This is a genomic window from uncultured Acidaminococcus sp., from assembly GCA_900538365.1.
GTDB lineage: Bacteria > Bacillota > Negativicutes > Acidaminococcales > Acidaminococcaceae > Acidaminococcus.
This window is the reverse complement of record UPXT01000018.1, coordinates 1-12,850: the sequence shown is the minus strand read 5'-3', so window position 1 is coordinate 12,850 and position 12,850 is coordinate 1. Positions and strand designations below refer to the sequence as shown.

Genomic DNA, 12,850 nt, shown 5'->3' with positions numbered 1-12,850 from the left:
TAAAAAAAGTGGAGAAAGAGGGAATTATTCATGGATTTTAATCTGACTGAAGACCAACAAATGATTAAGGAGCAGGCTGCTGATTTTGCAGAAAGATTCCTGGCTCCGACCATTGAAGAAAGAGACAAGAACCACGTTTGGGACCGCAAGATCATCAACGAAATGATTGAAAATGGCTTCCAAGGCATCTGCTTCCCTGAAGAATACGGCGGAGCTGGCATGGACGTTCTCAGCTACATCTTGGCTGTTGAAGAAATGTCCAAAGTTGATGATGGTACGGGTATCACCCTTTCCGCTTCCGTTTCCCTGTGCGCAACGCCGATCTATATGTTCGGTACGGAAGAACAGAAACAAAAATACCTGACCCCGATCTGCGAAGGCCGCACCATCGGTGCTTTCGGCCTGACCGAACCGGCTGCTGGTACGGATGCTTCCGCTCAGCAGACCACGGCTGTCCTGAAGGGTGACAAATACATCCTGAACGGTTCCAAAATCTTCATCACCAACGGCAGCGAAGCTGAAACCTATGTCATTTTTGCTATGACCGACAAGAGCGCTGGCGTACACGGCATTTCCGCTTTCATCGTTGAAAAAGGCATGCCGGGCTTCCGCTTCGGTAAGATCGAAGACAAAATGGGCGGTCACACCTCCCTGACGGCAGAATTGATTTTTGAAGACTGCGAAGTTCCTAAAGAAAACCTGCTCGGCAAAGAAGGCGAAGGCTTCAAGATTGCTATGCAGACCCTGGACGGCGGCCGTATCGGCGTTGCTGCACAGGCTCTGGGTATTGCGCAGGGCGCCCTCGACGCTGCTGTGAAATACTCCAAGGAACGTGAACAGTTCGGCCGCAGCATTTGCAAATTCCAGGCCCTGAGCTTCAAGATGGCTGATATGGCGATGAAGATCGAAGCTGCCCGTCTGCTCGTTTATCGTGCAGCTAACCTGAAGAACGAAGGCAAACCGTACTCTGCAGCCGCTGCTATGGCTAAGTGCTTTGCTTCCGACGTTGCCATGGAAGTTACGACTGATGCTGTCCAGATTTTTGGTGGTTACGGCTACACCGTTGACTATCCGGCTGAACGCTATATGCGTAATGCAAAGATCACCCAGATCTATGAAGGCACCAACGAAGTTCAGCGTATGGTCATCTCCCGTGATCTCTTGAGCGACAAAAAGAAGAAATAATCTCGCTCGGCATTCCTGCTGATTGATGACACTTTGATCCCTCGCCCCCTATGGGGACGGGGGATATAAAGTATCGATCGTTCTCTGAAAAGTTGTAAATATCTTTCTGCACATTAGAGGGTGCAGGAGGATCGCTGTGGGTATACTGACAGAACCCGGAAGCCGCGCTTGCTTCCAAAACCTTTTGCGGCACTGTTTCCCATGCAGCTATCCACTGCATGAATTTACCTTAAAAGGAGATATTCAGTTATGGAATTAAAGAAAGTTATGGTTATCGGCGCTGGTCAGATGGGCAGCGGTATTGCACAAGTCATGGCTGCTCATGGTGTAGAAGTTGTACTCCGCGATATCAAACAGGAATTTGTTGACCGCGGGATCAAAAATATCGAAAAGAACCTCACGCGCAGCGTAGAAAAAGGCCGCATCACCGAAGATGAGAAAAATGCAACCCTGGGCCGCATCACCGGTGTTGTTGAGATGACGAAAGAAACCTGCAACGTTCATCTGGCGATTGAAGCCGCTACGGAAAACGTCAAGATCAAAAAAGACATTTTCCAGACCCTTGATGAACTCTGCCCGGAAGACGCCATCATTGCCAGCAACACCTCTTCCGTTTCCATCACCATGCTCGGCGGGTTCACGAAGAGAGCTGATAAATTCATCGGCATGCACTTCTTTAACCCGGCTCCGGTCATGAAACTGGTGGAAGTCACCCGCGGCCTTGCTACGAGCGACGATACCTTCAAGAAAGTGTATGACCTGGCTGCAGCCCTTGATAAGACCCCTGTAGCTGTCAAGGATTCTGCTGGATTTGTCGGCAACCGGATCATGATCCCCATGCTGAACGAAGCCATCTTCACCCTGATGGAAGGCGTTGCCAGTGCAGAAGATATCGATGCCGTTGCCAAACTCGGCTTCAACCATCCAATGGGACCTCTGGCCCTTGCTGACCTTATCGGCAACGACACGGTCCTTGCCATCATGGAAGTCCTCTATAAGGAATTTGGTGATCCGAAATATCGTCCGTGCCCGCTGCTCCGCAAGATGGTCGAAGCTGGTTATTTGGGACGCAAGACCGGCAAAGGATTCTACGATTACAAGAAATGATGGGCGGTGAACAGGATGTATGAATACAAGAACCTGCTTGTTAATACAGCAGAAGACGGCATCACGACGGTAACCATCAACCGTCCGAAAGCCTTGAATGCCCTGGACACGCTGACCCTGGAAGAAATGAAGGACTGTTTCAATCGCCTGGCTTCTGACGTTGCGACAAAATCCGTCCTCATTACCGGTGCCGGCCCCAAATCCTTTGTTGCTGGTGCTGACCTTGGCGCCATGAGCAAAATGACCGTAACGGAAGCCCGCTGCTTCTCCGTCCTTGGTCATGCTGTCTTTAACGCCATTGAACGCATCCCTGTTGCTGTCGTAGCAGCCATCAACGGATTTGCCCTGGGCGGCGGCTGCGAACTGGCCCTTGCCTGTGATTTCCGTTTTGCTTCCGACAACGCCAAATTTGGTCAGCCGGAAGTCAACTACGGCATCATTCCGGGATTCGGTGGCTCCCAGCGTCTGGCCCGCCTTATCGGGACGGGCGAAGCAAAAGAGATGATTTATACCGGGTCCATGATTGACGCTGAAGAAGCCCTGCGGATTGGTCTCATCAACCGCATTACGACTCAGGAAAACCTCATCCCAGAATGCGAAGCCATTCTCCGCAAGATCATGAGCAAAGCTCCGATGGCCATTGCGTCTGCAAAAAATGCCATCAATACGGGCATGAACATGGACCTGCGCAGCGGTCTTGCTTACGAAGCACAGGTCTTTGGATCCTGCTTTGCTACACGCGACCAAAAAGAAGGCATGGCAGCCTTCCTCGAAAAGAGAAAACCTGTCTTTACCAATCGGTAACAAGCATCGCGCAGGCGATGATGGAAAGACCGTGAAGCTAGGTGCTTCATGGTCTTTTTGTGTATAGGAGGGGAAAGGACGGCGCGAAATTAGGGTAAAATGGATGGCCCGTCCGGCAGATTGGCCCGGAGCTTAAGGGGGGATGGCCGCCAGCCGCTCATAAGGGAATCTTTGCAAGATGCGGACATAAAGACATAGGAGCGTCAGGTATCAGTCCAAGTCCATGTGCAGCGCGCCATTATAGCGCAAATCCCTTTCCCTCCTTTCTTATCTTGTGTTATACTTTTCTCATCATATTGTGAGGAGGAACATCATGAAAACAACATACAGCAGAACCGAATCCGTATGGCAGCGCATGAATAACAGTGAGAAAAAAGCCGTGATGGCCTATGGCGAGAAATATAAGGCTTTTCTTGACAAAGCCCGCACGGAACGGCAGTCTGTCAATTTCATCATAGAGGCGGCCGAAAAAAAAGGCTTTAAGCCGCTCTACGACATGAAGGCCCTTCATGAGGGAGATAAGGTTTACTGGAACCAAAAAGGCAAATCCGTCATCCTTGCCGTAATCGGCAAAGAACCCGTCAAGGCAGGGCTGAAGATTGTGGGATCCCATATCGATGCACCGCGTCTTGACCTTAAAGGCAACCCTGTCCATGAGCAGGATGGCCTCGTTTACTTCCGTACCCACTACTACGGCGGCATCAAGAAGTATCAGTGGCCCTGCATCCCCTTGGCCCTGTGCGGTGTTATCTACACGCAGAAAGGCAAGAAGATCGAGGTCAATATTGGCATGGACGAAAACGATCCCGTTTTTTATATTACGGACCTTTTGATCCACATGGCCCAAGACCAAATGAAAAAGACCATGGCCGAAGGCGTGACCGGTGAACAGCTCCAGGCCATCATCGGATCCCATGCCGGAAAACAGGAGAAAGTGAAGGACGCCATCCTCACCCTCCTCAAAAAGACCTATGGGATTACAGAAGAAGATTTTACGACGGCTGAACTCGAATTGGTACCGGCCATGAAAAGCCGCGATGTCGGTTTTGACCGCTCTCTCATTGCCGCCTATGGCCAGGATGACCGTGTCTGCTCCTATGCCAATCTGGAAGCCCTGCTTGCTGCCAAACCGGGGAATAAGACCCAGGTAGCCCTCTTTACGGATAAAGAAGAGATTGGCTCCTACGGGAATACGGGGATGATGAGCTCCTATTTCGTGAAGTTTGTCATGAAAATGCTGGCCCTTCAAGGCAGCGGGGCCCTGCTGGACTTTTACGAAACCATGGAAAAGAGCGAAATGCTCTCTGGCGACGTCAATAGCTGCCTTGACCCCATGTTCCCTGAAGTTACGGAAAAGGATAATTCTTCCCTTTGCGGCTATGGACTTGCCCTGACCAAATACACCGGGGCTCGCGGTAAAGCCGGCAGCAATGACGCCAACAGCGAATTCATCCAAAAAGTCCGTCAGATCTTTAATGACGGCGGTGTAGCTTGGCAGATTGGTGAGCTGGGCAAGGTGGACCAGGGCGGCGGCGGAACCATTGCCTTCATGATGGCTGATTGGGGCTGCGAAGTCGTTGACTGCGGAACTGCCATGCTGAGCATGCATTCTCCCTATGATCTTCTGTCAAAGGCTGATGCGTACGAAACCTACTTGGGATACAAAGTTTTTTTTGAAAGCAATTAAGCATGACTGAATTGACACTGCTTCTTCGGAGGCAGTGTTTTTTTTATACGGGAAGTCTCAAAAGGAACATAAATAATAATGATTCTTAAAATAATAAAAGCATAAGAAAACAAAATGTTGGATTTTCTGTGAAAAATGAACTGTAACTCAAAAAGGTATAGTATAATATGTTCATCCATCCACACAAGTTAAACGGTGGATGGATAACCTAACAAATCCAATGATCAAAAGTAGTTTTTATGATAGTGATGCAAACTTGAAAGGAGCATGAACGATGCAAAAAGTCGATCTTTTAAAAGAATATGGTCTGTACATCAACGGTGAATTTGTACCCGCCTCAGACGGAACTACGTTTGCCGCCCATAATCCAGCCAATGGGGAAGCCTTGGCTCTGTGCGCCGAAGCCACCAAACAAGACGTGGACCGCGCCGTCAAGGCGGCCCGTGAGGCACTCCCCAGCTGGTCCAAAACCTCTCCCATTGAGCGTCAGAACCTGCTCCTTAAGATTGCGGACATCATCGATGAGAATAAGGAACGGCTGGCCCTTGTGGAGACCCTCGACAACGGCAAACCCATCCGTGAGACCATGGCCGCTGATATTCCTTTAGGCTCGGATCACTTCCGTTATTTTGCCGGCTGCCTGCGCGCATGGGAAGGCTCTGCCACCATGCTTGACGACAACACCATGTCCCTTGTTCTCCATGAACCTGTAGGTGTCGTCGGTCAGGTCATCCCTTGGAACTTCCCCTTTACCATGGCCTGCTGGAAGCTTGCACCGGCTCTTGCTGCAGGCAATACGGTTGTCATTAAGCCGTCTTCCCATACCTCTTTGTCCCTGCTGGAACTGCTCCGCCTCATTGACGGCGTCCTGCCCAAAGGGGTCGTGAACCTCATTACCGGCAAAGGTTCCCGCAGCGGTCAGTGGCTTCTGGATCATCCGGACCTTGATAAACTGGCCTTTACCGGTTCCACAGAAGTTGGTCACGGCGTCTATCAGGCCGCTTGTGACAAACTGATTCCTGTGACTTTGGAACTTGGCGGTAAATCGGCGAATATCGTTTTTGATGACGCTGACCTTAAGCAAGCCATTGACGGTGCCTGCAAGGGCATCCTCTTCAATCAGGGCCAGGTCTGCTGTGCCGGTTCCCGTCTCTTTGTCCAGGAAGGCATCTTTGATGAATTTGTCAGCCACCTGAAAGACACCTTTGAACATGTCCGGATTGGGGATCCGACAGACCCGAATACCCAGCTGGGCGCCCAGATTTATCGTTCCCAGCAGGAAAAAGTCCTGAACTATGTCAAAATCGGCGTGGAAGAAGGGGCAGAACTTGTGACAGGCGGCGAACGCTACACTGAAAATGGCTGCGATAAGGGCTTTTTTATGAAACCAACCATCCTTATCAGCCATACCAACGACTGCCGCGTCTGCCAGGAAGAAATCTTTGGACCTGTTGTTGTCATCCAGAAATTTAAGACCCTTGACGAAGTGATTGACCTTGCAAATGCCAGTGAATACGGTCTTGGCGGTGCCGTCTTTACAAAGAACATTGATACGGCCCTTAAGGTAGCCCGTTCCGTCCGCACGGGACGCATGTGGGTCAACACCTATAACGACCTGCCCGCCGGCGCTCCTTTCGGCGGCTACAAAAAATCCGGTATTGGCCGGGAAACCCATAAGGTCCTTCTGGAACATTACAGCCAGTTGAAAAATATCCTCATCAACCTGCGTGAAGGGGTGAGTGGGATGTATGACGTGAAATGATTGGGCCTAAAGCAGCAAACGCTCCGATTTAATGGAATTACGTGCTCCCATTGTTCTATGAAAAACGAGGTGGAAACAATGGGAGCATGGCCTGTCGTGGAATGGGTCGTCTCACGTTTAGGGACAGGGAACGCCTGGATGCTTCCTGCTCTGTCTTTTTACTCGAAGCAAAATAGGGGGTAAGGCGCGGATGGAAACCGCCCCCTGACGGGGGAACGGGTCCGAAATGATTCGCCCTAAACCATGATTTTTCGCTTTCCGCTCACGCTCCAAAAAAGCCTCAGGACCCGGGCGAATCGGCCTTGGTAACCGCTCGCAAAAAAACATTACTTGCTTTTTTCATCCACCACCAAAAGACGCGTGCTGCCTCATTTTATGAGGCAGCATGCGTTTTTTGTTTTCTACGTTTTAAAAAGACCAGCTTTTTGCAATCGTTATAAAAAGCGAAGCGCCCAAAACTGAACCTACGATTAGGCTTGGTTTTGGGCCTACTCTGCCGTCTTTTTTCTTACGGTCTTTGGCCTCCGTGTTTTTGCCTCAGGGCGGCGAAAGCCGTTCCGCCTTACTAGGGCGGGGGTATCCACCAACTAGGCTTGGTGGGTGGTGGATGAGCCGGGCGGTTTGGCGCCAGCCGCCAAAAATGCTATAATATCCCTATCTATCAGAAGGGAGCCTTCATCCTTGTACGTCATCACACGCAATGTCCAGACGGAACTTGTGGTCCAAAAATCCCGGTTCCTGACAAGTTTATACCGCGTTTCCACTGAACAAGAGGCCCAGATTCAGATCAAGGCCCTCAAAAAAGAATATTGGGACGCCAGTCATAATTGCTCGGCTTATATCGTCGGCATCAATCCCCGGGCGGAGCGGTCCAGTGACGATGGGGAACCAGCCGGCACGGCAGGCGCGCCCATGCTTGAAGTGCTGCGCCAAAAAGAGCTCTATAACGTCGTTGCTGTTGTAACCCGTTATTTCGGTGGAATCAAATTGGGCGCCGGCGGCCTTACCCGCACGTATGCCAAGGCCGTTTCAGAAGCTATCAAGGCGTCTGGGCTTTCCTGCATGATTCCCATGGGAGACTATGCCTTTACCTGGCCCATTGACGATGTGGGGCGCGTCTTGAACCATCTTTACGGCAAACCGCTTTTTTCTGTCAAAGATGTTCAGTATGATGACCAAGCAACCATCATTCTTACCTGTAAGCGCGCCGATCAGGCGGACGTGACGCATTTTCTAACAGAAAGTTTGCGCAGCCCTGTCAGCCTTGAGGAGCTGCGCCTTTTTGAAGCAGAAGAACCGCTGGAAGCGTCTCATTCTTGACCCTGCTTCACAGATACAGTAAAATAGGAGTATTAAGGAAAAAGAAGGAGACTGCGCACCATGTTAAAAAAGACAATGGCCATCCTCATGAGCTGTGCCTTCCTGGAAACAAGCATTCCTGCGTGGGCAGCTGTCAGTGCGCCTGTTCGGACCGTGACGCGGACGGAGCAATCCGTGACCGTGGAATGCCCGGAAGTGACAGGCGGAACCAAGGCGGCAACGGATAAGATCAATTCGGCCCTTTCGAGCAAAGTGGCCTCTTTTGTAAGCGAAGCATCGACTCTTGGCGGAGGCAAGGTCCATTATGATGTTCATCGGGCCAACGATCACGTTATCAGCCTGACCCTCGTTATGACGCCGGAAATGGGCGTTGAAGAAACGCAGGGCATGACCTTTGACCGCAAGACCGGCGAGCTGAGACCCCTGAGCTATTATTACAGCGGGACCGAGCTGGAAAACCGTACCCAAAGCGGCCTTCAGTACCTTTACGACGTGGATCCGGCAAAAGCAAAGGCCCTTCCCGATACGTATTATGTCGATGACGACGGAAGCATCATCGGTCTTTATCACGCAGGTTCCATCCTCGATAAGAGCGAGGGCGAAGTAGAAGTCAACCTGTCCGCGTCGGAAATCCCGCCTGATACGGTTTCCGCTCCCGCACCCAAGAAGGAAACGCCCGCTCCGGAAGCGGCTTCTTCCAAGACGGATGAAGCTGCGGCCGCGGATCCATCGGCCCAAAAGGAACCGGCTGCTGAAACTCCTTCTGAACCCAAAGCCGCTTCCCAAGCCGCGGACGTAGAAGCAGCGGCTTCGGCATCGCCTGTTAAGGAAACACCGGCACAGCCTGCCGTACAGGGAAAACCGGGTCATGTCCAGGGAACGGAAGTCCGCATGAGACGCGGACCTGGTCTTGATCAGGACATCATTGGTGTCTTTGATGACGGGGAAGTCCTGAGCGTCCTCAAAAGCGATGTGGCAAGCGGCATGAAGTGGTATGAAGTGACCCGTGCTAATGGAGCCACTGGCTGGATTGCTGCTGATTACTGCGTCGTTGCCGATGAATATGAAGTTCCCAGCGATGCTGTCCAAAATGGACGCAAGGGCGTCATTACCGGTACGGAAGTCCGTATGCGCGGCGATGCCAGCCTTAACGGCGATGTCCTGGGCTACTTTGAACAAGGGGAGACGGTGACCATCCTTGACGCTGCCGATGGCGGCGGCATGAACTGGCTTCGCGTCAGACGGGAAAACGGCGAGACTGGTTGGGTCGCTGCTGCCTACTGCAAAGAAGCCTAATTTGTTGACTCTATGGTCAATTTCCTAATTTTGTGGTACAATCGCTCTATCATCCTGAAAGAAAATAGGAGGCCCTACAAATGAATAAATTCGTTAAAATGGCTGCTGCCGCGCTTTTTTCTGCTTTACTCGTCCTTCCCGGCATGAGTCGTGCCGACGCCGCGATGAAGCTTGCTGTCGTGCCGCTCATCATCGGCGAAAATGTGGAAGACGACGCTGGTCTCAAACCCATTGCCTATAGCACGGAAGTTTCGGAACTCTTCCAGTATCCGGAATATGACCTTGTTGATTCCGATATCGTAAGAAAAGCCGCCCTTGCCCAGCAGGATAACCTTTTTACCAAAGAAGGTCTGGAAGCCATCGCTAAAGCCAGCGGCGCTGACTGCGTTGTGGCCATGAGTGTTGATAAGTTCGATGTGGAAGAAGATAATTTCCGCCGCGAACCGGTGACAAAACTCCGTTTTGAAGGGAATTTTGCCACTATCAACATGCTGAATGGCAGCTACAAGGAAGATCATTACCGCTTCCGTGATGAACGTGAATCCGGCGCCATCCATCCGAAGTTCGATTATCCCCATAATCGCTTCCAGTACTTGTGCAAACGGGAACTGAACAAGGCCATCAAGAACAACAAATAATCATGCTGAAAGAGGCTGTAACAATTCACCTTGTTGCAGCCCTTTTTCTTAAGCAGACGCTCATCGAAGAAAGGATGGAAAAGATGGATTGGAACGAAATCCGGGAAACGGGTCATGCCTGTTATAACTGCTCACATCTCAAGGAACGCAAACGCTACTGGGTCTTTTTGCTGCGCACCTACTTTCATCAAAGGGAAATGAAAGGACTCCAGCATTTTTTTCATGAAACACCCATACGGGCACGGGTTCGGGCCGGCATGCCCTGTCTCATGGAACAGGCTACACGGGCTTTTTTTTATAAGGGTGCCTCCTTTAGTGACCGCATTGCCCTCATCAAGCAGCACATTGGCCATTTGGAAACGCACCTGACGGATGATTTTCTTTTAACGATCTACGAGGCCCATGATAAGATCACCCTTTGGTCCGATACATTTGAGGAAAAGCCCCTTACGATGGACCTGTTGTTCCATCCGGGTCAGCGCAAGGAAGGCTGCCTGTCTTTGGTTCTTCATTGGGGTTCCCTTGACTTTTACCAGATCATGTTTTGGTTTGGTCCTTCCCCTGAAACGGGAAAACCGGCTCTTTTTGTGGGGGCCCTCCAAGGAACGACCTTAGGAAACGAGGCCGTCAAGGCCATGACCAAGAAATTTTTTGGCTACCGTACCAAGAACCTGATCTTTTACGGCCTTCGCACGGCAGCGGGCCTTATGGGGGCAGAAACCATCTATGCCGTGACCAATATAGGGTATTATGCCATGAATCATGTCCGCATGGACCGCAAGCTCAAAACTAATTTTGGCGACTTCTGGGCAGAATGTGGGGGCGCGCCCACCCAGGATCCGCGCTTTTATGAAATCCCCTTAGCAGAGCATCGCCGTGACCTGTCGGAACTGAAACCTTCCAAACGGGCCAACCACCGCCGCCGCTATGAACTCATGGATCGTATAAATGAAAGCATGGAAGCCGCCCTTGCGCCGTGGCTGGCTCATTAACCGGTTGTCAGCAAACTGTGAAAAATTTAGTTTTACTACCGTAAGCTTTCTATTTATGCTACAATGAAGGGAGAATTTCAGTGTGAAGAATCTGACGGAGGTGTATCCCTTGAAAAAACAAATGCTAAGTATGATGATGGCGGCCCTTGTAAGCCTTACTTGTCTTACACCGGCTTTTGCAGCTGAATCCCTTGCTTCTGGCACCGTGTCCGATAAAGTGGGTGTATCCGAACAGTTTCTTTATGGGACCGAACAGAGCGGGTCCCTTGTAAGCCGTGTGGATAAGATGGAAAAGGACCTTTATGGACAAACCTCGAGCGGCAGTGTCATGAGCCGTGTGGACCGCGTCTATAATCGCCTTGAAGGTACGCCAAGCGGCACACAGCTTTCCATTGCTAGTCAGATGAACGCCATCGAGTGGCAGTTTGCTGACCGGATGAGTGATGAAGGCGTGAAGACCCGTATTGGGAACCTTGAAACGGATCTGTTTGGGACCCAGTACACGCAGGATACAATCCTGTCCCGTCTGTCCCGTCTCACAAAGAGTGCCTTTCCCTCAGGCAGCCTTTCCCGTCAGACTGTGACGCTGCCGAAAGATTCCCTCATTAAGATCAAATTCATGGAAGACATCAACAGTAAGACGGCCCAAGCCGGTGATAAAGTCGATTTTATCGCCGATGACAATGTGTACGTTGGGGAAGCCCTTGTCCTGCCAAAAGGCGCCCGAGGCAATGCCACAATCAAAAAAGTGGTACAGCCCCGCATCTTTGGACGTGATGCCCGCATTGACATCGACTTTTCTTCTGTGACCGCCGTAAACGGGGAAAAGATTCCCGTAACCGTTGGGGAACTGGCTAAACAGCAGGCCAAGACCGTTGCCGGTGCAGCCGGTGCTTCCATTGGCGGCATGGTCCTTTTTGGCCCAGTCGGGATTGTTGGCGGCGCCTTTGTCAAGGGAGCCCAAGTGACCATTCCGGCAGGCAGCAACACCTATGTCCAGGTCCTTGAAGATACGACCGTTCAAGGGATTGTGCTCCATGGCGCATCGACAGCAGGCGTCCAGGCTGTTCCTGCCAGTGAAGAAGAACGGGATGACAAGCTTGATACGGTGGAAAAGCCCGCCGTAAGTGAAAAGAAGACGGACAAGGCTGATGATAAGGCAGCTGCAGAAAAAGAAAGCGACGATAAAGCAGACGCCGAAACGGAAAAGACCCTCGCCGCTGACGAAAAGAAAGACGCCGACGTGAAAGCCAATTCTCATACCGACGAAGACGCTGAATATGATGAAGACGAGGACGTCGATCTCGATCTTGCTGAAGAATAACAATCATAGGAATCCTAACGGGACCATGAAGAAATGAAAGAATCATTTCTTCATGGTCCCATTTTTATTTTTCGTATGACGTGAGAAGAAAAGGACGTAAAACACTAAATAAGGGAGGGCACCTGGGACGGCTTTAGGAACATGGCTCCGTGACGACGGGGCAGGGCGCTAGCGTCCTAAAAAGACCTGCTGGGGGAGGACCTATTGGTTATGAAGCAGTTATTCCCTACTTTCATACCTAAAAGGTATGAAAGTAGGGAATAACTGCTATCGGCAGAATCCTACCGATAAAAATAAGGAGAATGGACAGACATCATGATTGTATATGATAAAAAGACAAATAAATGCGTTTATGGTAAGATAAAAGGGTAAAAGTGAGGACATGATGAGTAAAAAGATGATATGGTAAGCTAAAGGAAAATAACCTAGTAAAATAATCTAGAAGCAATCGCGATGATAATCGATAAAAAAGCATAACATCGCGATTATGATATTTAAAATTTTGATTAAAAACATATAATTAGAAAAGAAAAATCAGATGGATAACTTCTCTGATAATCGTCAATAAAAATGGCCGTAAGGCGCCTGGAACCATAGTTCATAAAGGTGTGGAAATTCGCTTGTTTTGTCAATAATGGATGAATCAATTGAGTGAAAATGATACAATATCACAAGGTTTTGGCGGATTGTATAATTAAGTTGAACACTTAAAAATCCATAGCGAACCCTTGTGGT

Annotated in this window: 10 protein-coding genes; all 10 read left to right on the top strand. The window is 50.3% G+C overall.

The genetic code is table 11. The annotated features are described in order from the left end of the window. Positions 1-30: 30 nt before the first annotated feature. The 10 genes from QZQ08_RS05115 to QZQ08_RS05070 all read left to right on the top strand — a co-directional run bounded on the left by QZQ08_RS05115 (position 31) and on the right by QZQ08_RS05070 (position 12,115). A complete protein-coding gene (locus QZQ08_RS05115) occupies positions 31-1,185 on the top strand; it encodes an acyl-CoA dehydrogenase (RefSeq protein ID WP_296328862.1) in 1,155 nt (384 codons plus the stop codon). A gap of 249 nt (positions 1,186-1,434) precedes the next feature. Then, positions 1,435-2,292 carry a 3-hydroxybutyryl-CoA dehydrogenase gene (locus tag QZQ08_RS05110; RefSeq protein WP_296328860.1) on the top strand — a complete coding sequence of 286 codons (858 nt, stop codon included), beginning with the start codon at positions 1,435-1,437 and terminating at the stop codon, positions 2,290-2,292. A 15-nt stretch (positions 2,293-2,307) separates the two neighbouring features. Then, positions 2,308-3,096, top strand: a complete 789-nt coding sequence (locus tag QZQ08_RS05105) for an enoyl-CoA hydratase-related protein (protein ID WP_009016124.1) — start codon at positions 2,308-2,310, stop codon at positions 3,094-3,096. Between the two features lie 313 nt (positions 3,097-3,409). Further along, positions 3,410-4,783, top strand: coding sequence for an aminopeptidase (locus tag QZQ08_RS05100; RefSeq protein ID WP_296328855.1), 1,374 nt, complete (start codon positions 3,410-3,412; stop codon positions 4,781-4,783). Between the two features lie 274 nt (positions 4,784-5,057). Further along, on the top strand, positions 5,058-6,545 hold the full coding sequence (locus QZQ08_RS05095) for an aldehyde dehydrogenase family protein (protein WP_296328853.1): 1,488 nt from the start codon (positions 5,058-5,060) through the stop codon (positions 6,543-6,545). Positions 6,546-7,226: 681 nt separating this feature from the next. Next, positions 7,227-7,865 (top strand): YigZ family protein, encoded by a 639-nt coding sequence (locus QZQ08_RS05090; protein WP_296328850.1) that lies wholly within the window; start codon positions 7,227-7,229, stop codon positions 7,863-7,865. 60 nt (positions 7,866-7,925) lie between these two features. Further along, on the top strand, positions 7,926-9,161 hold the full coding sequence (locus tag QZQ08_RS05085; protein WP_296328847.1) for an SH3 domain-containing protein: 1,236 nt from the start codon (positions 7,926-7,928) through the stop codon (positions 9,159-9,161). 80 nt (positions 9,162-9,241) lie between these two features. Continuing rightward, positions 9,242-9,799 carry a hypothetical protein gene (locus tag QZQ08_RS05080; protein WP_296328844.1) on the top strand — a complete coding sequence of 186 codons (558 nt, stop codon included), beginning with the start codon at positions 9,242-9,244 and terminating at the stop codon, positions 9,797-9,799. Positions 9,800-9,801: 2 nt separating this feature from the next. After that, positions 9,802-10,791, top strand: coding sequence for a VirK/YbjX family protein (locus QZQ08_RS05075; RefSeq protein WP_296328841.1), 990 nt, complete (start codon positions 9,802-9,804; stop codon positions 10,789-10,791). Between the two features lie 100 nt (positions 10,792-10,891). Further along, positions 10,892-12,115 (top strand): hypothetical protein, encoded by a 1,224-nt coding sequence (locus tag QZQ08_RS05070; protein WP_296328944.1) that lies wholly within the window; start codon positions 10,892-10,894, stop codon positions 12,113-12,115. Positions 12,116-12,850: the final 735 nt, after the last annotated feature.

Coding starts and splice junctions, on each gene's coding strand:
- QZQ08_RS05115 (WP_296328862.1), top strand. CDS start 31: ATGGATTTTAATCTGACTGAAGACCAACAAATGATTAAGGAGCAGGCT.
- QZQ08_RS05110 (WP_296328860.1), top strand. CDS start 1,435: ATGGAATTAAAGAAAGTTATGGTTATCGGCGCTGGTCAGATGGGCAGC.
- QZQ08_RS05105 (WP_009016124.1), top strand. CDS start 2,308: ATGTATGAATACAAGAACCTGCTTGTTAATACAGCAGAAGACGGCATC.
- QZQ08_RS05100 (WP_296328855.1), top strand. CDS start 3,410: ATGAAAACAACATACAGCAGAACCGAATCCGTATGGCAGCGCATGAAT.
- QZQ08_RS05095 (WP_296328853.1), top strand. CDS start 5,058: ATGCAAAAAGTCGATCTTTTAAAAGAATATGGTCTGTACATCAACGGT.
- QZQ08_RS05085 (WP_296328847.1), top strand. CDS start 7,926: ATGTTAAAAAAGACAATGGCCATCCTCATGAGCTGTGCCTTCCTGGAA.
- QZQ08_RS05080 (WP_296328844.1), top strand. CDS start 9,242: ATGAATAAATTCGTTAAAATGGCTGCTGCCGCGCTTTTTTCTGCTTTA.
- QZQ08_RS05075 (WP_296328841.1), top strand. CDS start 9,802: ATGCTGAAAGAGGCTGTAACAATTCACCTTGTTGCAGCCCTTTTTCTT.